Annotated in this window: 18 protein-coding genes; 13 read left to right on the top strand and 5 right to left on the bottom strand. The window is 67.6% G+C overall.

What is annotated here, in order from left to right:
• Positions 1 to 5 precede the first annotated feature (5 nt).
• Positions 6 to 806, top strand: a complete 801-nt coding sequence (locus AC3DET_RS12855; RefSeq protein WP_488391882.1) for a helix-turn-helix transcriptional regulator — start codon at positions 6 to 8, stop codon at positions 804 to 806.
• A gap of 201 nt (positions 807 to 1,007) precedes the next feature.
• On the opposite strand, the gene AC3DET_RS12850 is transcribed toward AC3DET_RS12855, so the two are convergent.
• The 3 genes from AC3DET_RS12850 to AC3DET_RS12840 all read right to left on the bottom strand — a co-directional run bounded on the left by AC3DET_RS12850 (position 1,008) and on the right by AC3DET_RS12840 (position 6,168).
• Complete coding sequence (locus AC3DET_RS12850; protein ID WP_488392154.1) at positions 1,008 to 3,914, bottom strand: TonB-dependent receptor plug domain-containing protein; 2,907 nt, start codon at positions 3,912 to 3,914, stop codon at positions 1,008 to 1,010.
• A 218-nt stretch (positions 3,915 to 4,132) separates the two neighbouring features.
• Positions 4,133 to 5,773, bottom strand: coding sequence for a chaperonin GroEL (groL, locus tag AC3DET_RS12845; RefSeq protein ID WP_142126166.1), 1,641 nt, complete (start codon positions 5,771 to 5,773; stop codon positions 4,133 to 4,135).
• 101 nt (positions 5,774 to 5,874) lie between these two features.
• Positions 5,875 to 6,168: a co-chaperone GroES gene (locus tag AC3DET_RS12840; RefSeq protein ID WP_142126167.1), complete on the bottom strand. Its 294-nt coding sequence runs from the start codon at positions 6,166 to 6,168 to the stop codon at positions 5,875 to 5,877.
• A gap of 204 nt (positions 6,169 to 6,372) precedes the next feature.
• Between AC3DET_RS12840 and cutA the strand changes: the two genes are divergently transcribed.
• The 6 genes from cutA (at position 6,373) to accC (ending at position 12,151) form a co-directional block, all read left to right on the top strand.
• Positions 6,373 to 6,708, top strand: coding sequence for a divalent-cation tolerance protein CutA (gene cutA / locus AC3DET_RS12835; protein WP_488391881.1), 336 nt, complete (start codon positions 6,373 to 6,375; stop codon positions 6,706 to 6,708).
• A gap of 13 nt (positions 6,709 to 6,721) precedes the next feature.
• Positions 6,722 to 9,007 (top strand): protein-disulfide reductase DsbD family protein, encoded by a 2,286-nt coding sequence (locus AC3DET_RS12830; protein ID WP_488391880.1) that lies wholly within the window; start codon positions 6,722 to 6,724, stop codon positions 9,005 to 9,007.
• Positions 9,004 to 9,597: a TlpA family protein disulfide reductase gene (locus AC3DET_RS12825; protein ID WP_488391879.1), complete on the top strand. Its 594-nt coding sequence runs from the start codon at positions 9,004 to 9,006 to the stop codon at positions 9,595 to 9,597. Before AC3DET_RS12830 ends, AC3DET_RS12825 begins: the two co-directional genes overlap by 4 nt.
• A 211-nt stretch (positions 9,598 to 9,808) precedes the next feature.
• The gene (gene aroQ, locus AC3DET_RS12820) at positions 9,809 to 10,249 is read left to right on the top strand and encodes a type II 3-dehydroquinate dehydratase (RefSeq protein WP_488391878.1); all 441 of its coding nucleotides are present in this window, start codon (positions 9,809 to 9,811) and stop codon (positions 10,247 to 10,249) included.
• 47 nt (positions 10,250 to 10,296) lie between these two features.
• On the top strand, positions 10,297 to 10,773 hold the full coding sequence (accB, locus tag AC3DET_RS12815; RefSeq protein ID WP_277727522.1) for an acetyl-CoA carboxylase biotin carboxyl carrier protein: 477 nt from the start codon (positions 10,297 to 10,299) through the stop codon (positions 10,771 to 10,773).
• A 10-nt stretch (positions 10,774 to 10,783) separates the two neighbouring features.
• Complete coding sequence (accC, locus tag AC3DET_RS12810) at positions 10,784 to 12,151, top strand: acetyl-CoA carboxylase biotin carboxylase subunit (RefSeq protein WP_337731752.1); 1,368 nt, start codon at positions 10,784 to 10,786, stop codon at positions 12,149 to 12,151.
• Between the two features lie 172 nt (positions 12,152 to 12,323).
• Here the strand turns inward: accC and AC3DET_RS12805 are convergent, their stop codons facing one another.
• Complete coding sequence (locus tag AC3DET_RS12805) at positions 12,324 to 12,686, bottom strand: hypothetical protein (RefSeq protein WP_488391877.1); 363 nt, start codon at positions 12,684 to 12,686, stop codon at positions 12,324 to 12,326.
• Positions 12,683 to 13,594 carry a hypothetical protein gene (locus tag AC3DET_RS12800; RefSeq protein ID WP_488392153.1) on the bottom strand — a complete coding sequence of 304 codons (912 nt, stop codon included), beginning with the start codon at positions 13,592 to 13,594 and terminating at the stop codon, positions 12,683 to 12,685. The genes AC3DET_RS12805 and AC3DET_RS12800 overlap by 4 nt, the downstream gene beginning before the upstream one ends.
• Before the next feature lie 174 nt (positions 13,595 to 13,768).
• Here AC3DET_RS12800 and prmA point away from each other — a divergent pair, with 174 nt between their 5' ends.
• The 6 genes from prmA (at position 13,769) to purD (ending at position 19,589) form a co-directional block, all read left to right on the top strand.
• Positions 13,769 to 14,683: a 50S ribosomal protein L11 methyltransferase gene (prmA, locus tag AC3DET_RS12795; RefSeq protein WP_488391876.1), complete on the top strand. Its 915-nt coding sequence runs from the start codon at positions 13,769 to 13,771 to the stop codon at positions 14,681 to 14,683.
• 64 nt (positions 14,684 to 14,747) lie between these two features.
• Positions 14,748 to 15,704, top strand: a complete 957-nt coding sequence (locus AC3DET_RS12790) for a DUF3426 domain-containing protein (RefSeq protein WP_488391875.1) — start codon at positions 14,748 to 14,750, stop codon at positions 15,702 to 15,704.
• A gap of 120 nt (positions 15,705 to 15,824) precedes the next feature.
• The gene (gene fis, locus AC3DET_RS12785) at positions 15,825 to 16,097 is read left to right on the top strand and encodes a DNA-binding transcriptional regulator Fis (RefSeq protein WP_142126177.1); all 273 of its coding nucleotides are present in this window, start codon (positions 15,825 to 15,827) and stop codon (positions 16,095 to 16,097) included.
• Positions 16,098 to 16,173: 76 nt separating this feature from the next.
• Complete coding sequence (gene purH, locus AC3DET_RS12780) at positions 16,174 to 17,760, top strand: bifunctional phosphoribosylaminoimidazolecarboxamide formyltransferase/IMP cyclohydrolase (protein WP_488391874.1); 1,587 nt, start codon at positions 16,174 to 16,176, stop codon at positions 17,758 to 17,760.
• 91 nt (positions 17,761 to 17,851) lie between these two features.
• The gene (locus AC3DET_RS12775) at positions 17,852 to 18,286 is read left to right on the top strand and encodes a hypothetical protein (protein WP_488391873.1); all 435 of its coding nucleotides are present in this window, start codon (positions 17,852 to 17,854) and stop codon (positions 18,284 to 18,286) included.
• 10 nt (positions 18,287 to 18,296) lie between these two features.
• On the top strand, positions 18,297 to 19,589 hold the full coding sequence (gene purD, locus AC3DET_RS12770) for a phosphoribosylamine--glycine ligase (RefSeq protein ID WP_337731760.1): 1,293 nt from the start codon (positions 18,297 to 18,299) through the stop codon (positions 19,587 to 19,589).

The raw sequence follows: 19,589 nt of genomic DNA, 5'->3' as shown, positions 1-19,589 counted from the left end.
ACGCCATGACGGGCCTCTGCCTGCGCGGTGGCCGCGGGATGCATGCGCCGCCCGCGTGCAGCGGCTGCACGCTGGTCATCGCGCTGCGCGGCGAGGCGGACGTCGAGACCGACGACGGGGTATTCCGGCTGGCCGGCCGCCGGTTCCTGGCGCTGCCGGGCGACGCGCCCAGGCGCCTGCTCGCCGGGCCCGGCGCGGACTGGGTGCTCGTGCACGCGCCCAGCCACTGGGCACAGGCGCTGTCCGAGCCTGCAGAGCGTCGCGGCCTGGCGACGCCACTGCTGCTACCCGCCGTACTGCCCATGGACCGCCCGATGCTGCAGCGACTCTCCGCATTGCTGCGATGCGCGCCGCATCCTTGCGACCGCGAATCGGGGCGCGAACTGGCCGCCGTGATGCTGGCAGCGCGCAACGCGCAGGCACGCGCCGCGGACTGGGTGGAGCGCGCCTACGGTCGCAGCGAACGGCATCGGCGCGCGGTCGTGGCACGCCTGCTGACCGCGCGCAACCGCATCCTCAACGCCCCGTTCGATGCGCACGACCTTCGCGCCCTGGCCGAGGCTGCGCGCTACTCGCCCTCGCATTTCCTGCGTTCGTTCCGTGACGTGTTCGGGATGACGCCCCACGACCTGCTCACCCAGACCCGCCTGCTGCGTGCCTGCGCACTGATCCAGGATGGCCGGCTGGCGATCTGCGAGATCGCCGCGAGCGTAGGCTACGAGAGTCGGCATGCGTTCTCGCGTTCGTTCAAACGCGCCACCGGGGTCACCGCGACCCGCTTCCGTACCGCGGGCGGCGCCCGCTGAGCCATCACCATCCCGAAGCGCGACAGGCGTACCCGCACATCACGACGGCGGACACCGCCACCCACGTGCATCGCGCAACACGGGCGGCACGACATGCGTCGCACGCGACTGCGCACCGGGTCTCTCTCCCCGGTGCGCTTTTTTCGCACGTGGAAAGGCCGCGCCCTCATGGACGCGGCCGGCCGAACCGCTGCGGACGGCTCAGAACTTCTGCTGGTACTTCAGGTAGACGAACCGTCCAATGTCGTAACCACCGTAATACGAGTAGCCCGAGCTAGGCTGCGAGTACATCGGCGGCCCATAGCGCTCGAACACGTTGTTGGCCCCGAACGAGATCGTCGCGTTCCAGGGCGCCTGGTAGCGGACCTGCACGTCGTGGAAGGTCGTGGAAGGTCGCTCGTGCATCCGCAGTATCTCGCCGCCCGTCCAGGGCGCGCGGTAGTTCGGCAGGCTGCAGATGTCGTCGAAGACGCAGCGCTCCTTCACCCCCGCGTAGTACCGCATCCCCCAGGACACGCCCCATGCCCCGTGCTCCCAGCCCAGATTGAGGTTGGAGCGGATGCGGAAGTTGCTGCCTATGCTCGTCGCGATGCCATTCAACTGCTGCGGCGGATTGTCCTCCAGGTCGTCGGTCTTCAGTTCGAGCTTGCTGATGTACGTGCTCAGCCAGCTGGCACTGAAGATGCCCCACGGTGTCGTACGGCGGTAGTTGACATCGAAATCGAAACCCTCGGTCTCGACATGGCCCACGTTGATCGGCGTAGTGGTGAACGAAAGGATCTCGCCGGTGGCCGCATCACGTTCGAAGCGCGAGCCCGTCGATGCGTTGCAACGCGCCTCGATCCCCCGCAGGTAGCAATCGTCCAGCACCTGGGTCTCGGTGTCGGCCACGATGGTGTTCTCGATGCGGATCGTCCACCAGTCCAGCGACACGTTCAGCCCCGGCGCGAACGATGGACTGAATACCACGCCCAGCGTCGTCGATTCGGACGTTTCCGGAGTGAGGTCGGGATTCGAACCCGATACGAAGGGGATCGGCGTCTGCGTCCCGGGACCGTCCGCGATGCCGTCGGCGTCATTGGCGGGCTGGCGGAAGTCGACCGGCACGTCCTGCAGGCAACGCGCGTTGCCGCGCGCGGCGCCGAACGAGGTGTCGCAGGGATCGGTGTAGAACGAGAACGTCTGCGAAGCGCCGCCGTACAAGTTGCTGACGTCCGGCGCACGGAAACCCTCGGCCCAGGTGCTGCGGACCAGCAACGAATCCACCGGCTTCCACTTCAGGCCCAGCTTGCTGTTGGTGGTGTCGCCGAACGTGTCGTAGTCCGAGTACCGCGTCGCCGCACTGAACGTCAGCTCGCGGGCCAGCGGCACCTCGGACAGCAGCGGCACCTGCACCTCGGCGTAGATTTCGTCGAGGCTGTAGCCGCCCGCCGTCGGCCCGGCCGCGAGATCGGTGGAACCGCCCGACTGGGCCAACGCATCGGGCGAGAATTCGCCGTATTCCTTGCGGTGCTCCACGCCCAGCGCGACCGCCAGGTCGCCGGCCGGCAGCGTCGCCAGCGTGCCGGTGATGTTGGCGAAATAGTCCTGCGTCTTCGTCATCGAAACGGCCTGACCGACCGGGAAGATGAACTGCCTGACGGCCGGGTCCGTCGCCGAGCCGTCACCCGGACCGCCATAACCGAATGGCAACAGCGGATTCCACGGCGTGCATTCGCCCTGGCTGGTGCCCAGCGGAACCGGGTTGTCCGGCGTGCCGCACTGGACCACGCCCTGGCTGTTGAGGAACGAAGGGCCCACCGCCATCCGCACGGCGGCAAGGTTGAGGTTGCCGGTGCCGACCTGCACGCCCTTGTTCTGGTTGTAGAGGTAGCCCACGTCCCAGTCCCAACTGCGGCCGGCCAGGTCGAAGTACCCCGACAGCGTGCCGCTGAAGCGATAGGTGGTCAGCGAAAGTCGGTTCTCGCGCGGCACTTCCCAGCCGCGACGGGTGAAGTGCACCGCGGTGGGATCCGCGTCGCCGCTCTGGTTGCCGACGGGGTTGTAGTAGCTGTCGATCGACATCGGCGTATCGAACGCCTGCGACGAGTATGGATAGCCCGCATTGCGCGAGAACGAGGCGCGGTCGGTGTAGAGCATGTCGCCGGCGAAGCGGATGCGGTCGCCGAGCGCGTGGTCGAGGTTGACGAACACCGACTTGCGTTCGATGCCCGCCAGCAGCGTGGACTGCTGGACCGGCAGCGAGAAGTCGGTGTCGTCCAGCGCGCGGTAGCTGTCCAGGTCGCGCGGATCGAGTCCGGGCGTCTCGCGCCGGAGCGTGAAGTTGCCGCGCCCGGGGACGATCAGGCGACCGTACTGCGTGGTTCCGCTTTCACCACCCGGCCTCGGTACCCTGCCCTCGCCCATCGGGAAGCGGCTCGCCGAGAACCAGCGATCGGTGGCCCACACCGGATCTTCTTCCGTGTACTCCGCGCCGACGGTCACCGAACCACGGTCGCCACTGAAACCGGCGATCAGGTCCAGTACCGTGCGCTGGCCGTCGCCCTGCGAGTATTGGCCGCCATAGACGCTGGCCTGCATGCCGTCCATGTTGCGCCGGGTGATGAGGTTGACGACGCCGGCGATCGCATCGGAGCCGTACAGCGTCGATGCGCCGTCCTTCAACACTTCGATCCGTTCGATCATCGCCGCCGGAATCTGCGAGAGGTCCTGGAAGCCGCCGGTGGTGATGCCCAGCCGCTTCCCGTTGACCAGCACCAGGGTGCGGTTGGGGCCGAGGTTGCGCAGGTCGATGTACGCGCCGCCCACCGCCTCGCCCGCGGCAAGCGGCGTGATGCGGCTCACCGCCGGACTGCCCGCGCTGGTGATGTTCTGCAGGATATCGGCGACGGAATTGAAGCCCTGCTTCTGGATCTCCTCGCGCGAAATCACCAGCACCGGAGCGGCCGTCTCCACATCCACCTGTCGGATGCGCGACCCGGTCACCTCGATGCGATCCAATGTGGTGGGCGCCGGCGCCTCCTGCGCGTGGGCCGCCGCTGCGGTGGCCGCGCACGCGACCAGGGCGACGCGGATCGCGTCGCGCAATGCATGTCGTTTCATTCGAATCCCTCTCCTCCGATGGCTGTCGTTCGCGTCGTGTTCGGTGAAAACATCGTTAAGCACCGAAGTTCGTACGCTACGGAGCCGGCCCGGCAGAGAGGTGTCCCGCGCGCGGCTTTGCCGGAACGCTTGTTGCGGTGTCGCGGTGCGCATATCGCGGAAAAACAAAAAGGCCCCGCATCGCTGCGGGGCCCTTCCTGGAACGGTGACGCGGGAAGCGGGACTTAGAAGTCCATGCCGCCCATGCCGCCCATGCCACCGCCGGCCGGCATCGCCGGCTCGTCCTTCTTCGGAGCCTCGGCCACCATCGCTTCGGTGGTGATCATCAGGCCTGCGATCGAAGCGGCGTTCTGCAGCGCGGAGCGCGTGACCTTGGTCGGGTCCAGGATGCCGAACTCGATCATGTCGCCGAACTCGCCGTTGGCGGCGTTGTAGCCGAAGTTGCCCGAACCGTCCTTGACGCGGTTGACGATCACCGACGGCTCTTCACCGGCGTTGGTGACGATCTCGCGCAGCGGGGCTTCCATCGCGCGCAGGGCGATCTGGATGCCGTGGTTCTGGTCTTCGTTGGCGCCCTTCAGGTTGCCGATGGTCTGCAGCGCGCGGATCAGCGCGACGCCGCCGCCCGGGACCACGCCTTCTTCCACCGCCGCACGCGTGGCGTGCAGGGCGTCTTCGACGCGGGCCTTCTTTTCCTTCATTTCGATCTCGGTCGAGGCACCGACCTTGATCACGGCCACGCCGCCGGCCAGCTTGGCCACGCGTTCCTGCAGCTTCTCGCGGTCGTAGTCCGACGAGGTCTCTTCGATCTGCGCCTTGATCTGCTTGATGCGCGACTGGATGCGCTCGGCATCGCCGGCGCCGTCGATGATGGTGGTGTTCTCCTTCGAGATCACGACCTTCTTCGCACGACCCAGGTCGTTGATGGTGGCCTTCTCCAGCTGCAGGCCGACTTCCTCGGAGATCACCGTGCCGTTAGTCAGCGTGGCGATGTCTTCCAGGATGGCCTTGCGGCGGTCACCGAAGCCCGGCGCCTTGACGGCGGCGACCTTCACGATGCCGCGGATGGTGTTGACCACCAGCGTGGCGAGGGCTTCGCCTTCCACTTCTTCGGCCACGATCAGCAGCGGCTTGCCGGCCTTGGCGACGCCTTCCAGCACCGGCAGCAGTTCGCGGACGTTGGAGACCTTCTTGTCGTGGATGAGGATGAAGGGGTCGTCGAATTCGACCTGCTGCGACTGCTGGTTGTTGATGAAGTACGGCGACAAGTAGCCGCGGTCGAACTGCATGCCCTCGACGACGTCGAGTTCGTTCTCCAGGCCGGAGCCTTCTTCAACCGTGATCACGCCTTCCTTGCCGACCTTCTTCATGGCCTCGGCGATGATGTCGCCGATGTTGCTGTCGGAGTTGGCCGAGATGGTGCCGACCTGGGCGATGGCCTTGTCGTCGGCGGTGGGCTTGGAGAGCTTCTTCAGCTCTTCGACGGCAGCCTTCACGGCCTGGTCGATGCCGCGCTTCAGGTCCATCGGGTTCATGCCGGCGGCGACGGCCTTGGAGCCTTCGCGGATGAACGCCTGCGCCAGCACGGTGGCGGTGGTGGTGCCGTCACCGGCATTGTCGGAGGTCTTGGAAGCGACTTCCTTGACCATCTGCGCGCCCATGTTCTCGAACTTGTCGGCCAGTTCGATTTCCTTGGCGACGGACACGCCATCCTTGGTGATGGTGGGGGCGCCGAAGCTCTTCTCGAGCACGACGTTGCGGCCCTTCGGGCCGAGGGTGGCCTTGACGGCATTGGCGAGGATGTTCACGCCGCGCACCATGCGCGTACGGGCGTCTTCACCGAAACGGATATCTTTGGCTGCCATGTGCAACTCCAGGAGTATTGAGTGTGGTTCGTGAGGCGGGCAGGCCCGCCATCAGGAGGAATGCGGTGACGTGGGCGGCGGCGCGGAGCCGCCACGCGCGATCAGCCGAGGATCGCGAGGACGTCGTCTTCCTTGATGATCTTGTACTCGACGCCTTCGTACTTGTAGGGCGAACCCGAGTACTGGCCGTAGATCACCTTGTCGCCGACCTTCACCTTCGGGGCGCGCACGCCGCCGGTGGCGTCGATGAACTTGCCTTCGCCGACGGCGACGACTTCACCCTTGGTGGGCTTTTCCTTGGCGGCGTCGGGGATGATGATGCCGCCGACGGAGGTTTCTTCGGCTTCGATCGGCTTGACCACCAGGCGGTCGTACAGCGGCTTGATATTGCTCATGTCAATCCTCTTAAGTGATTGATTGGACTGGGAAAGGGGCGGCGATTTTAGCACTCCCCACGGGAGACTGCCAACGCCAGGGGCACAAAAACCCGACAGGGCCGGGATGCGAGGGATATCGGGGTGCCCGGCGCGGTTTCAAGGGGTGGGTGTACATATCGGTCGCAGGGGCGCCCGGACCGGGTCTGCGATAATCGATACCCCATGCCCGTCTTCCTGATCCTGTCGACCTGTCCCGACGCCGACACCGCCCAGCGGTTGGCACGGGCGCTGGTGGACGAGCGCCTGGCCGCCTGCGTCAGCGTGCTGCCCGGCATGGTGTCGACCTACCGCTGGCAGGGCCAGGTGGAACAGGCCAGCGAGGTCCAGCTGCTGGCCAAGACTCCCGCCGACCGGCGCGACGCCCTGATGGCGCGGCTGGCCGAACTGCACCCGTATGAACTGCCGGAGATCCTGGCGGTCGAAGCCGCCACCGGCCTGCCCGCCTACCTGGCGTGGGTCGCCGCTGAAACCCGGGCCGATGGCGCCCCCTCGAGTTGAAGACCCAGACCCGATGACGCTGATCCGCATGCTGTTCGCCTTCCTGGCCGTATCCCTGCTCGCCGTGGTGGCACCCGCTGCATCGGCGGCGATCACCCAGGACGACCTGCTGCCGGTGGACGAGGCCTTCGTGCTGACGGCCACTGCACCGGCGCGGGACCGTATCGAGATCCGCTGGAAGATCACCGACGGCTACTACCTCTATCGTCACCGCACCAGCGTGGAGGCGGGCGCCGGCTTCGCGGCGCAGCCGTTGCAGCTGCCCAAGGGGAAGGCGTATCGCGACGAATTCTTCGGCGACGTCGAGACGTATCGTGGCGAACTGATCGCCGCCCTGCCCGGCCAGCCTGCGTCCGACGCCGACAGCGTTACCTTGAAGATCAAGTATCAGGGCTGCGCCGACGCCGGCATCTGCTACCCGCCGCAGACACGCACAGTGAAGGTCGCGCTGCCGGCCGCTGCGGGCGAGGCGTTCGTACCGCTCGGTGCGGGTGCGCTGACGGGTGGACTGCTGGGGCAGAGACCGCAGGCGGGCATGGATACCCTGCCGCTGCCGGCCGAACAAGCATTCGGCTTCGAAGCGATCGCCTTCAATGGCAACGAGCTGCTGTTGCGCTTCACGCCGGCACGCGGCTATTACGTCTACCGCGACCGTACCTCGATGGCGCTGGAAGGCGCCGCTGGCGTCTCGCTGCAGGCACCGCGCTGGCCGGCCGGCAAGGCCCACCGCGATGAGCACTTCGGCGATGTCACGGTCTACTTCGAGCAGGCCGAAGTGCCGGTGCCGCTGCGAAGGGAGCACCCCAAGGCCGTGCAGGCCACGCTGCGCGTGACCTTCCAGGGCTGCCAGACCGACGGCATCTGCTACCCGCCGATGACGCGACGGGTGACGCTGTCGATCCCGGCCGGCGCGGCCACGCCGGCCAGCACACCCGACGTGCCCGCACCCGCCGCCGTCGCACCGCTGCCAGCAACGGCGATACCGGGCGATGCGACCGCCAGCGCGCCGGCTACGCCCGCAACGACCGCAGCCGACGTGGAACGCACCCGTCCTCCCGAAGAGGTTCTGGCACGCAACCAGCGCGGCGCCACATCCCTGCTCGCGGCGCTGGCGCTGGCCCTGTTCGGCGGATTGATCCTCAACCTGATGCCCTGCGTACTGCCCATCCTGTCGCTGAAAGCGCTGTCACTGGCCGACAGCGGACGCAGCGGCGGACAGGCGCGCCGCAGCGCGCTCTGGTACACCGCCGGCGTGCTGGTGAGTTTCGTGGCGGTCGGTGCGCTGGCGATAGCCTTGCGCGCGGCTGGCCAGGCGCTGGGCTGGGGATTCCAGTTGCAGCAGCCGTGGGTGGTCGGGCTGCTGGCCTATGTGATGTTCGCCGTCGGCCTGAGCCTGTCGGGCGTGTTCGCCATCGGCCATCGGCTGGCGGGCGCCGGGCACGGCCTGGCGTCGCGCAGTGGCGCGGCAGGCGATTTCTTCACCGGCGTGCTGGCGGTGGTGGTCGCCAGCCCGTGCACCGCACCGTTCATGGGCGTCGCGCTGGCGTACGCCTTCACAGCGCCGACACCGCTGGCACTGCTGGTGTTCGCGGTGCTGGGACTGGGGCTGGCGCTGCCGTTCCTGCTGATCGGCTTCGTGCCCGCGCTGGCCAATCGCCTTCCAAAGCCCGGCGCCTGGATGGAAACACTGAAGCAGGTGCTGGCGTTCCCGATGTACCTCACCTCCGTGTGGTTGCTGTGGGTACTGGGAAATCAGCGCGGCATCGACGCGGTCGGCCTGGCGCTCACCGGCCTGGTGCTGCTGGCACTGGGGCTGTGGTGGTTCCAGCGTGTGCGCTTCGCCGCAGCGCCGTTGCAGCGTGTGTCGGCGCTCGTGCTCACTGTCGCCGCACTGGTGCCGCTGGCGATGGTGCACCGGCTGCCGGCGGAGGCTGCGGCGGCACCGACCGCCGACGGCCACGTGGCCTATTCGGCGGAACGTCTGGCAGCGTTGCGTGCCGAGCGCCGCATCGTGTTCGTCGACATGACCGCCGACTGGTGCGTCACCTGCAAGGCCAACGAAAAAGCCGTGCTGAATACCGGCGCATTCCGCGACCTGCTGGCAAGGCACGACGCAGTGATGATGACCGGCGACTGGACCAACGTGGACCCTGCGATCACCGCGTTCCTCGAGCAGCACGCGGCCGTCGGCGTACCGCTGTACGTGATGTATCCGCGCAACGGTGGCGAGGGCGAGGTGTTGCCCACCGTGCTGACCCACGACACGATGCGCCAGGCGTTCGAACGGGCGGCACGATGAAGGTCACCACGCCGCGCATCCTGGCCGTCGCCCTCGTCGCCGGTGGCCTGGGCCTGGTGGCCAGCTTGTGGTTCAACGGCAATCCGCTGTGGCGGACCGGACCCGGCGAGCGCGCCCTGCACGCCGCGGTGAATGCGACCGCCCCCAGGCCTCCGGAAGGCGTCACGCCTGCCGGCATCGGCGATCCCATGCCGGCGCTCGCGCTGCCGGGGCTGGATGGAAAGATCGTCGATCTCGCGGCCACCTATCGGGGCAAGCGCCTGCTGATCAACGTCTGGGCCAGCTGGTGCGGGCCCTGCATCGAGGAGATGCCCGAGTTGCAGCGCTTCGCCACGTCCCAGGGAACCGGGGGCGTCCAGGTGGTGGGTCTGGCGCTGGACACGCCTGAGGGCGTGCAGGACTTCCTGTCGCGCGTGCCGGTCGGCTATCCCATCGTGCTGGACACGCCCGGTCCGGCCGACGCCAGCGTCTGGCTGGGCAACGCCAAGGGCGTGCTGCCGTACACCGTGCTGGTGGGCGCAGACGGGAGGATCGAGCGGCAGAAGGTCGGGCCCTTCCAGCACGGCGAGATCAGCGGGTGGGTGGACTAGGCTCCCGCCGGGAAGTTCATCGAACCTGCTGCCATCGTGGCGTGACCACCGTTCGGCACGCGCGCCGTCGCGGTTTGCTCCCCCTTGCAAGTCCTTGATCCGAGATGGGTAGCCCCGAAATCAAACAATCGCTTAAAACAAGGCAAACTTCGGCGAACTGGACAGCATCGCCGGCTTCAAGCAGACTGCCGCCCTTCCGCTGGAGGCGTCGATGGCGAAGCTGCTGGTCCTGCATGGCCCCAACCTCAACCTGCTCGGCACCCGCGAGCCGGAGGTCTATGGCCACGCGACGCTGGCCGACATCGACCTGGCACTGACGGCACAGGCGCAGGCCGCCGGGCATGAACTCGCGACGTTCCAGTCCAATGCGGAACACGCGCTGGTCGACCGCATCCAGGCGGCCCGCACCGACGGCACCGCCTTCATCCTGATCAACCCCGCCGCCTTCACCCACACCTCGGTCGCGATCCGCGATGCCCTGGCGGCCGTGGCCCTGCCCTACATCGAAGTCCACCTGTCCAATCCGCACACCCGCGAGCCGTTCCGCCACACCAGCTACGTCAGCGACAAGGCGGTCGGCGTGGTCTGCGGCTTCGGGGCGGACAGCTACCGCTACGCGCTGGATGCCGCCCTGCTGCGGCTGCCCGCCTGACTTTCCTCTGTTCCCCGCGGGGAACGACGTTCAACCACGAGGCTCCCATGGATCTCCGCAAAATCAAGAAACTGATCGACCTGCTGGAAGAGTCGAACCTGGCCGAAATCGAGATCAAGGAAGGCGAAGAATCCGTGCGCCTGGCGCGCACGCCCAAGGGCGGCTATGCCGTGCCGGCACCGGCCCCCGCCGCCTACGCCGAACCGCGCCCCGCCGCACCGATGCCGATGAGCTCGCCCACCGAAGCCTCCACCGGCGGCACGGCCAAGGCCGGCAACGCCCTGCCGGACGGCCACGTGGTGCGTGCGCCGATGGTCGGCACCTTCTATGCGTCGCCGTCGCCGGACAAGCCCGCGTTCGTCGCCGTCGGCCAGTCGGTGAAGGCCGGCGAGACGCTGGCGATCATCGAAGCCATGAAGATGTTCAACCCCATCGAAGCCGACGTCTCCGGCACCGTGCTGTCGATCCTGGCCGAAAGCGGCCAGCCGATCGAATTCGATCAGCCGCTGTTCGTGATCGGCTGAGGTCCGCGCCATGCTGGACAAAGTCGTCATCGCCAACCGGGGTGAGATCGCGCTGCGCATCCTGCGCGCCTGCCACACCCTGGGCATCCGCACGGTCGCCGTGCATTCCACCGTCGACCGCAACCTCAAGCACGTGGCCATGGCGGACGAGTCCGTCTGCATCGGCCCTGCTGCATCGAAGGACAGCTACCTCAACATCCCGGCGATCATCGCCGCCGCCGAGGTGACCGACGCGCAGGCCATCCACCCGGGCTACGGCTTCCTGTCGGAGAACGCCGACTTCGCCGAGCGCGTGGAGCAGTCCGGTTTCATCTTCATCGGCCCCAAGGCCGACACCATCCGCATGATGGGCGACAAGGTGGAGGCGATCCGCGCGATGAAGGCGGCGGGCGTGCCGTGCGTGCCCGGCAGCGGTGGGCCGCTGGGCGAGGACATCGTGGCCAACACCAAGATCGCGCGCGAGATCGGCTATCCGGTGATCATCAAGGCCGCGGGCGGCGGCGGCGGCCGCGGCATGCGCGTGGTGCATGTCGAGGGCGCGCTGAAGGCCGCCATCGAGACCACCAAGTCCGAAGCCAAGGCCGCGTTCGGCAACGGCGAGGTCTACATGGAGAAGTTCCTGGAGAATCCGCGTCACGTGGAGATCCAGGTGCTGGCCGATGGCCAGGGCAACGCGATCCACCTGGGCGAGCGCGACTGCTCGATGCAGCGCCGCCACCAGAAGGTGGTGGAGGAAGCGCCCGCTCCCGGCATCACCGACGAACAGCGCGCGGAGATCGGCAAGGTCTGCGTGGAAGCCTGCCTGCGCATCGGCTACCGGGGTGCCGGCACGTTCGAGTTCCTGTACGAGGACGGCCGCTTCTACTTCATCGAGATGAACACCCGCATCCAGGTGGAGCATCCGGTGACCGAACGCATCACCGGCATCGACCTGGTCTGCGAACAGCTGCGCATCGCGGCTGGGCAGAAGCTGACCATCAAGCAGTCCGACATCGTGCTGCGCGGGCATGCGATCGAGTGCCGCATCAATGCGGAAGACCCGGACACCTTCATGCCGCACCCGGGCCTGATCCAGCACTTCCATCCGCCGGGTGGACCGGGCGTGCGCGTGGATACGCATATCTACGAAGGCTACCGCGTGCCGCCGAACTACGATTCGATGATCGCCAAGCTCATCGTGCACGGTCCTGACCGCGAAACCGCCATCGCCCGCATGCGCGTGGCGTTGAGCGAGATGGTCATCGACGGCATCAAGACCAACATCCCGCTGCAGCAGCGCATCATGCGCGACCAGGGATTCCAGGCCGGCGGCCAGAACATCCACTACCTGGAAAAGCGCCTGGCCGAACGCAAGAACAAGACGATCTCGCTGGTCTGAGCAGAGGATGGATCAGCCCCGCGCGTCCGCGCGGGGCCTTCCATGTGGCGGAAGCCGGCGGGTCGCCGGCTGCAGGCCAGCATCGCGGAATGGCGCGCACGCACACGAAAGAGAAGGGCCGGGATGTCGCCATCCCGGCCCTTCTGTCGTCTGCAGCCATCTGCGGGGACGCTCAACGATCGGCAGGCACCCGCTGCGTGCCGGGCACCGTCCGCACGCCGAGTGGCGAGGATGGATCGGTGATCCGCACCAGTTCCGAAGAGCCGTCCGCCCATACCACCCGGATCGTGCTGCCGGGCGCCAGCGTGGAGAACGGCGTGCCGCTGCGCGCCCGGTAGAGCGCGGCGACCTGGCTGGCGCCAAGCCGGCGCGCATCGTCCGGCGCATGGATCGTCATGTGGCCCACGCGCGTGAGATCCCGGTACTCGGGATCCCGTGTCTCGATGACGATCGTGGCGGCAGCGGCGGCATACGCCACCACTACCAGGCCCCAGACCAGGAAATTGGCTCCCGGTCGCGTGTGCTTGTACTTCATCCGTCAGCTCCCGGGTGGGACAGCAAGGTGCCCACCATCTCGTCAACATTGCCGGCACCCTGGCGCGGCACGCCCGCATCGCGCGCGAAGGTGGTGAAATCCTGTGATTCATCCTGCGAACATATGCCGCCGTTCACGCAGTAGTTCGTCATCATCGCGCCGTCCGGACTGCAATCCATGCCCAGCTCGCATGACGCGATGCGCCAGGCGATCTCGCTGAGTTCACTGCCCGATACCTCGCCCAGCGTGTCGCGCCGACCACTCGCACTGGTGCCCATGACCGGGGCGATGGCGAAGAAGGCGAACGGATCATCCGAATCGAGCACGCGCTGGACCAGTTCGCGCCGATAGTCATCGTCGTCGCGCAATGGCTGCTCCATCGCCAGCAGTGCCGCCTCGGCCGCCAGGCTGCCCGCGCGCGCGGCCTGCTGGCGCTGGGTGAGGATGGTCGGCAACGACAGTCCGTCCTGCGGCACGAACCTGGCGCATCGCTGCTGCACGCGCTGGCGTGCGGAGAGCATCGCGCCGCCGTTGGACAATCCCAGCGTTGCAATGACGCGCGAGTCCTGCGCATAACCGGCCGGGTCTGCGGCAAATCCCGCGCAGTAGTCCTGTACCAGGCTCAGCAGCCACATGGCATCGGCATCGCCGGCTGCGGACAGGGCGAGCAGTTCGCGCGAATAGGCGAACAGGTCGGTGCTGTCCTCGAATGCGCGCCGCAGCGGCGACAGCATGGGCGTCGAATGCGCAGCGACAGGGCGCAGGACAGCGGGTGTGGTGGACGGCAGGAGCGCTGTCGTCCCGGCCGGGGCGGAAGCCGCATCGTCCGTCGGCATCGCGAACGGCGCCAGCCCCGCCTGGCGCAGCGGCATCCACGCCAGCGCCCCCAGCAGGCCCACCAGCATCATCGGCAGTAGCAGCTTCCGGGGCACCCCCGCATTATCCCGGTGCATCCCAAGCTGTTCAACGCGAAAACGCCGCGTTCAGCACGCCCGCCACGCCTTCCGTCGCCCGCCTTGCCGGGCCTTCGCCTGAACGCATGAGACAATGCACGCCTTCTCCGCTTCCCGCCCCCTTGTGCCATGCCCTATCTGGAGCTCTCCCTGCGCTGCACCGAAACCGAGCAGCCGCGCTATGAGACCGCCCTGGAGGACGTCGGCGCGCTCTCGGTCACGCTGCTGGATGCGGACGCCGATACCGGGCACGAACGGGCCATCCTGGAGCCCGGTGTCGGCGAGACTCCCTTGTGGAAATCGCTGGTGCTGACCGCACTGTTCGATGCGGATATCGATGGGCTCGCGCTGCTCGCCGCACTGGAGTCGTTCGATCCGGGACTCGACTGGACCCAGGCGGGGTTCCGCAAGGTCGAGGACGAGGACTGGGAACGCGCGTGGCTGGACCAGTTCAAGCCCATGCGCTTCGGCGCCCGTACCTTCATCGTGCCCTGGAACCACGAAGTGCCCGCAGAAGCCGGCGACGATGCCGCCATCGTGCGACTCGATCCGGGCCTGGCGTTCGGATCCGGCACGCACCCCACCACGGCACTGTGCCTGCGTTGGCTCGACGGGCTCGCCGATGACGGTGCACTGGAGGGCCAGCGCGTGCTCGACTTCGGTTGTGGTTCCGGCATCCTCGCGCTCGCCGCCTTGAAACTCGGCGCCGCGCAGGCCGTGGGCGTGGACAACGATCCGCAGGCATTGCTGGCCAGCGCCGACAACGCGCAGCGCAACCAGGTGGATGCGAACTTCAACGTCTACCTGCCCGAGGACGAACCGGTAATGACCTATCCGGTGGTGGTGGCCAACATCCTGGCCTCGGCGCTGGACGCACTGGCCGACATCCTCGCCGCGCGCGTCGCGCCCGGTGGCCGCATCGCACTGTCGGGCATCCTCAGGGGACAGGAAGACGAACTGCTGGCCCGCTACGCGACGTGGTTCGATGCCCTGGTGGCCACGCAGGACGGCGACTGGATGCGTATCGACGGCATCCGTCGCTGACACCGCTCTCCGCCGCGTCCGCGATCACAACACGCGCGCGGGCGTGCATGGTTGAATAGGGGCCATGTTCACGGCCTGTCCGCATTGCCAGTTCCTTGTCGCCCGCGACCGGCATACCGATGCCGTGCCCGCAGACTGTCCCCGCTGCGGCAGACCATTGGCCACGGCGGACGAAGCGGCGGTGGCCGCATCGCCCAGCCTCGCGACCTTCCTGAATCCTGCAGCAGCTGGCGCGGAAGCATCGCCGGGTGCGCCACCGGACGACACGCCCGCGGCACCATTCCTGGCAGAGGAAGAGGCGGCTTCGCGAGACACCATGCCTGATGCGGCGGACGTGGCGATACCCATCGATGACACCCCCGACATCACCGCGCACGCGGCAGACGCTGCAGCACCGGAAGACGCGACGCCTGTCGATGTCATCACGGTCCATGCAATGCCCGAGGACGCAGCGGCTTCCGCCATCGAGCCGGCGCCCGTCATCACCGCCACGCCCACGCGCAAGGCAACGGGTCCCCGGTTCCTGCAACGCACACGCACCATGCCGGTGCATGCAGCCCGCGCACGCTGGCAATGGGTTGCCGTGGGCGCACTTGCAACACTGCTGTGTGTACAGATCGTACTGGCCGACCGCGCCCGCCTGGCGACACAGGCAGGGTGGCGCCCCCTGGTGATGATGCTGTGCGGCGCACTCCGCTGCGACGTACCGATGTGGCACGAGCCCAGCGCCTTCACCATGCTGAGTCGCGATGTGCGGCCGGTCACCGGCCAGGCGGGAACACTGCAGGCACAAGCGACGTTCCGCAACGAAGCACGCTGGGAACAGGGTTGGCCGGTGATCCTGCTGACGCTGAAGGATGCCGATGGCCGCACCCTGGGCGCGCGTGCGCTGGCACCACGCGACTACCTGCCACAGGACGCGGTGTCCTCATCGATCAGCCCCGGACAGAGCGCCCAGATGGCCGTGCTTGTGCGCGAGCCGAGTGCGAACGTCGTCGCGTTCTCCTTCGACTTCCGTTAAGCGCGCCGGATTCATCAAAAAGCGGATGCGCGCGCCGCGATCAGGCGCTAGACTCGTCCCCCCGCCGAATACCCACAAGCACATGGCGGGCATCCGCATCCGTTGCACCAGGGGATCCGATTGAACGCTGCCTCCACCCGTCAGGACACGCCACGCGCCACGTCGCGCCCGCCGCTGCGCGAGCATGTCGCCGTGTCCGTCCGCCGCTACCTGCGTGACCTGGATGGCTGCGAGGCGGACGACGTGTACGAGATCGTGCTGCGCGAGATGGAAATCCCGCTGTTCGTGGAGGTGCTCAACCATTGCGAAGGCAACCAGAGCCGCGCCGCCGCCATGCTGGGCATCCATCGCGCCACGCTGCGCAAGAAGCTCAAGGACTACGGGCTGGCCTGACGGAGCGCCTGGCAACGGGTCGGGCGCGATGCTGCGGCGCGTTATAATTCGCGCCCCGCTCCGTACTGCCCTCCCCATGACCCTCGATTTACAGCCCGTGCGCCGGGCGCTGCTGTCCGTATCCGACAAGACCGGCCTGCTCGACCTGGCCCGCGCGCTCGCCGCCCGCAATGTCGAACTGCTGTCCACCGGCGGTACTGCCAGGACATTGCGTGACGCCGGCCTGTCCGTGCGCGACGTGGCCGAGGTCACCGGATTCCCGGAAATGATGGATGGCCGCGTCAAGACGCTGCACCCGATGGTCCACGGTGGCCTGCTAGGCCGTGCGGGTACCGACGACGCCGTGATGACCGAGCACGGCATCGGCGCCATCGACCTGCTGGTGCTCAATCTCTATCCGTTCGAACAGATCACCGCGAAGGCGGACTGCACGCTGGCCGACGCGGTGGAGAACATCGACATCGGCGGCCCGGCGATGCTGCGTTCGGCCGCGAAGAACTTCGCGCGCGTGGCGGTGGCCACGGACCCGTCGCAATACGATGGCATCGTGCGCGAACTCGACGCGAATGACGGCGCCCTTTCCGCGCAGACGCGCTTCGCGCTGTCGGTGGCCGCGTTCAATCGCGTGGCCCAGTACGACGCCGCCATCAGCAACTACCTGTCCGCCGTCACCGACACGTCGGGCGACGTGCCGGTGCGCGCGGCGTTCTCGGCGCAGGCCAACGGCAGCTTCGTCAAGGTCATGGATCTGCGCTACGGCGAGAACCCGCACCAGCAGGCCGCGTTCTACCGCGACCTGCATCCGGCACCCGGCTCGCTGGCGACCTTCACCCAGCTGCAGGGCAAGGAACTGAGCTACAACAACATCGCCGACAGCGATGCGGCGTGGGAATGCGTGCGCCAGTTCGATGCGCCGGCCTGCGTGATCGTCAAGCACGCCAATCCCTGCGGCGTGGCGGTCGGCGTGGCCTGCGGCGATGCGTATGAACTGGCCTACGCCACCGATCCGACCAGCGCGTTCGGCGGCATCATCGCCTTCAACCGCACGCTGGATGCCGCGACGGCGAAGGTCATCCTGGACCGCCAGTTCGTCGAGGTGCTGATCGCGCCGGACTACGAGCCGGCCGCGCTCGACTACGCGACAAAGAAGGCCAACGTGCGCGTGCTGCGCATTCCGCTGGCGCCGGCGTCGACCGGCTTCATCGATACCAAGCGTGTCGGTTCCGGCCTGCTGCTGCAGACCGCCGACGACCGCGTGGTCACGCGCGACGAACTGAAGGTGGTGACCAAGCTCGCGCCGACCGACGCGCAGTTCACCGACCTGCTGTTCGCGTGGAAGGTGGCCAAGTTCGTCAAGTCCAACGCTATCGTCTATGCGAAGGACCATCGCACCATCGGCGTCGGCGCCGGGCAGATGAGCCGCGTGTATTCGGCGCGCATCGCCGGCATCAAGGCCGCGGATGCGAACCTCGTGGTCGAAGGCTCGGTGATGGCCAGCGATGCATTCTTCCCGTTCCGCGACGGCATCGACGCCGCCGCAGCCGCCGGCATCAAGGCGGTGATCCAGCCGGGCGGTTCCATGCGCGATGGCGACGTCATTGCCGCCGCCGACGAGCACGGCATCGCCATGGTGTTCACCGGTGTGCGCCACTTCCGGCACTGACCGCCGTGCCCGATGATGCCGCCAACGGCGGTCGTCATCTGCGCGGCAGCTTTCTCCGCTCGTTGTCCAGCACGGGAGCACCACCACGGCCATGAAGATCGTTCGCACGCTTTCCGCCATGCTCGTCCCGGCATTCGTGGTCCTCGCATTCACCGGCTGTACGGACACGCAGGCCCGCCTGCATGAGGCGCATGCGAAGGTCGCTGCCACGTTGCCCGCTCCCCACTTCGAGGATCTGGTGACCGAGTCGGTCGCCATCGAGGGTGACCGGCTGGTGCTGCTGATACGCAGCCCCGAGGGCAACGCTGCCAAGACACGCAAAGCCCCGGGCTTCGAGACGCTGAAGGAAAGCGAGCAGTACGCGCTGCGCGAGCTGTGCGCGCAGCCCGCGATCACGCCACTGATCGACACCGATGCCATCCTGGTGCGGCGCTTCGTCGACCGTCACGGCGCCGTTTTCTTCGACGTCGAACTTCCGGCACGCGCGTGCCTGACTCCGCCGGCCGACGCGCCGGTCCAGCCATGAGGAATACCCCTTGAAAGTCCTGGTCATCGGTTCCGGCGGTCGCGAGCACGCCCTCGCGTGGAAGCTGGCGCAGTCGCCGCGGGTGGACGAGGTGATCGTGGCGCCCGGCAACGCCGGCACCGCGACGGAGGCGAAGTGCCGCAACGTCGCGGTCAAGGTCACCGACATCGACGGTCTGCTGGCCTTGGCACAGGAGGCAGGCGTGGGCCTGACCGTGGTCGGTCCCGAAGTGCCGCTCGTGGCTGGCGTGGTGGACCGCTTCCGTCTGGCGGGATTGCGCGTTTTCGGTCCCACCGCCGCTGCGGCGCAGCTGGAGGGCAGCAAGGCATTCGCCAAGGATTTCCTGGCGCGCCACGGCATCCCGACCGCGTTCTACGCCGTGCATACCGATGTGGACGCCGCGCTCGCCTATCTCCGCGAGAAAGGCGCGCCGATCGTGGTCAAGGCCGACGGCCTGGCCGCCGGCAAGGGCGTGATCGTGGCGATGACGCTGGCCGAAGCCGAAGCCGCGGTGCGCGACATGCTGTCGGGCAATGCGTTCGGTGATGCCGGTGCACGCGTGGTGATCGAGGAATTCCTGGAAGGCGAGGAAGCCAGCTTCATCTCGATGGTCGATGGCACCACCGCGCTGCCGATGGCGACCAGCCAGGACCACAAGCGGGTCGGCGACGGCGACACGGGCCCCAACACCGGCGGCATGGGGGCGTATTCGCCCGCCCCGGTGGTCACGCCCGAAGTGCATGCGCGCGTGATGCGCGAGGTGGTCAACCCCACGGTGCAGGGCATGATCGCCGACGGCGTGCCGTTCACCGGTTTCCTGTATGCCGGGCTGATGATCGACGACAGCGGCGCCCCGAAGGTAATCGAGTTCAACGTGCGCTTCGGCGACCCCGAGACGCAACCGGTGATGCTGCGCCTGCAATCCGACCTGGTGGATCTGGTCGAAGCGGCCATCGACGGACGCCTCGATGTCACCGAAGCGCGCTGGGATCCGCGCCCGTCGCTCGGCGTCGTGATGGCCGCGGCGCCTTATCCCGAAACACCGGTCACCGGCGACGTGATCGCCGGGCTGGACGACGTGCCTGCGACCGCCAAGGTGTTCCATGCCGGCACCGCGCTTGACGCGGAAGGCCACGTGGTCAGCGCCGGAGGCCGCGTCCTGTGCGTGGCGGCGCTGGGCGATTCGGTCTCGGATGCGCAACGCAATGCGTACGCCGGCGTGGACCGGATCCGCTGGACCAACGAGTTCCACCGCGCCGACATCGGCTGGCGCGCGATCGCGCGCGAACGCGCGGACACCTGA

The organism is Pseudoxanthomonas sp. 97-1-1, from assembly GCF_057773125.1.
Note: the sequence above shows the minus strand (reverse complement) of the source record. Positions and strands in the feature narration are given on the sequence as shown.

What these genes read in the sequence shown, in the direction of transcription:
- AC3DET_RS12855 (WP_488391882.1), top strand. Translation starts at nt 6, where the DNA reads ATGACGGGCCTCTGCCTGCGCGGTGGCCGCGGGATGCATGCGCCGCCC.
- groL (WP_142126166.1), bottom strand. Translation starts at nt 5,773, where the DNA reads ATGGCAGCCAAAGATATCCGTTTCGGTGAAGACGCCCGTACGCGCATG.
- AC3DET_RS12840 (WP_142126167.1), bottom strand. Translation starts at nt 6,168, where the DNA reads ATGAGCAATATCAAGCCGCTGTACGACCGCCTGGTGGTCAAGCCGATC.
- cutA (WP_488391881.1), top strand. Translation starts at nt 6,373, where the DNA reads ATGCCCGTCTTCCTGATCCTGTCGACCTGTCCCGACGCCGACACCGCC.
- AC3DET_RS12830 (WP_488391880.1), top strand. Translation starts at nt 6,722, where the DNA reads ATGACGCTGATCCGCATGCTGTTCGCCTTCCTGGCCGTATCCCTGCTC.
- AC3DET_RS12825 (WP_488391879.1), top strand. Translation starts at nt 9,004, where the DNA reads ATGAAGGTCACCACGCCGCGCATCCTGGCCGTCGCCCTCGTCGCCGGT.
- aroQ (WP_488391878.1), top strand. Translation starts at nt 9,809, where the DNA reads ATGGCGAAGCTGCTGGTCCTGCATGGCCCCAACCTCAACCTGCTCGGC.
- accB (WP_277727522.1), top strand. Translation starts at nt 10,297, where the DNA reads ATGGATCTCCGCAAAATCAAGAAACTGATCGACCTGCTGGAAGAGTCG.
- accC (WP_337731752.1), top strand. Translation starts at nt 10,784, where the DNA reads ATGCTGGACAAAGTCGTCATCGCCAACCGGGGTGAGATCGCGCTGCGC.
- AC3DET_RS12805 (WP_488391877.1), bottom strand. Translation starts at nt 12,686, where the DNA reads ATGAAGTACAAGCACACGCGACCGGGAGCCAATTTCCTGGTCTGGGGC.
- AC3DET_RS12800 (WP_488392153.1), bottom strand. Translation starts at nt 13,594, where the DNA reads ATGATGCTGGTGGGCCTGCTGGGGGCGCTGGCGTGGATGCCGCTGCGC.
- prmA (WP_488391876.1), top strand. Translation starts at nt 13,769, where the DNA reads ATGCCCTATCTGGAGCTCTCCCTGCGCTGCACCGAAACCGAGCAGCCG.
- AC3DET_RS12790 (WP_488391875.1), top strand. Translation starts at nt 14,748, where the DNA reads ATGTTCACGGCCTGTCCGCATTGCCAGTTCCTTGTCGCCCGCGACCGG.
- purH (WP_488391874.1), top strand. Translation starts at nt 16,174, where the DNA reads ATGACCCTCGATTTACAGCCCGTGCGCCGGGCGCTGCTGTCCGTATCC.
- AC3DET_RS12775 (WP_488391873.1), top strand. Translation starts at nt 17,852, where the DNA reads ATGAAGATCGTTCGCACGCTTTCCGCCATGCTCGTCCCGGCATTCGTG.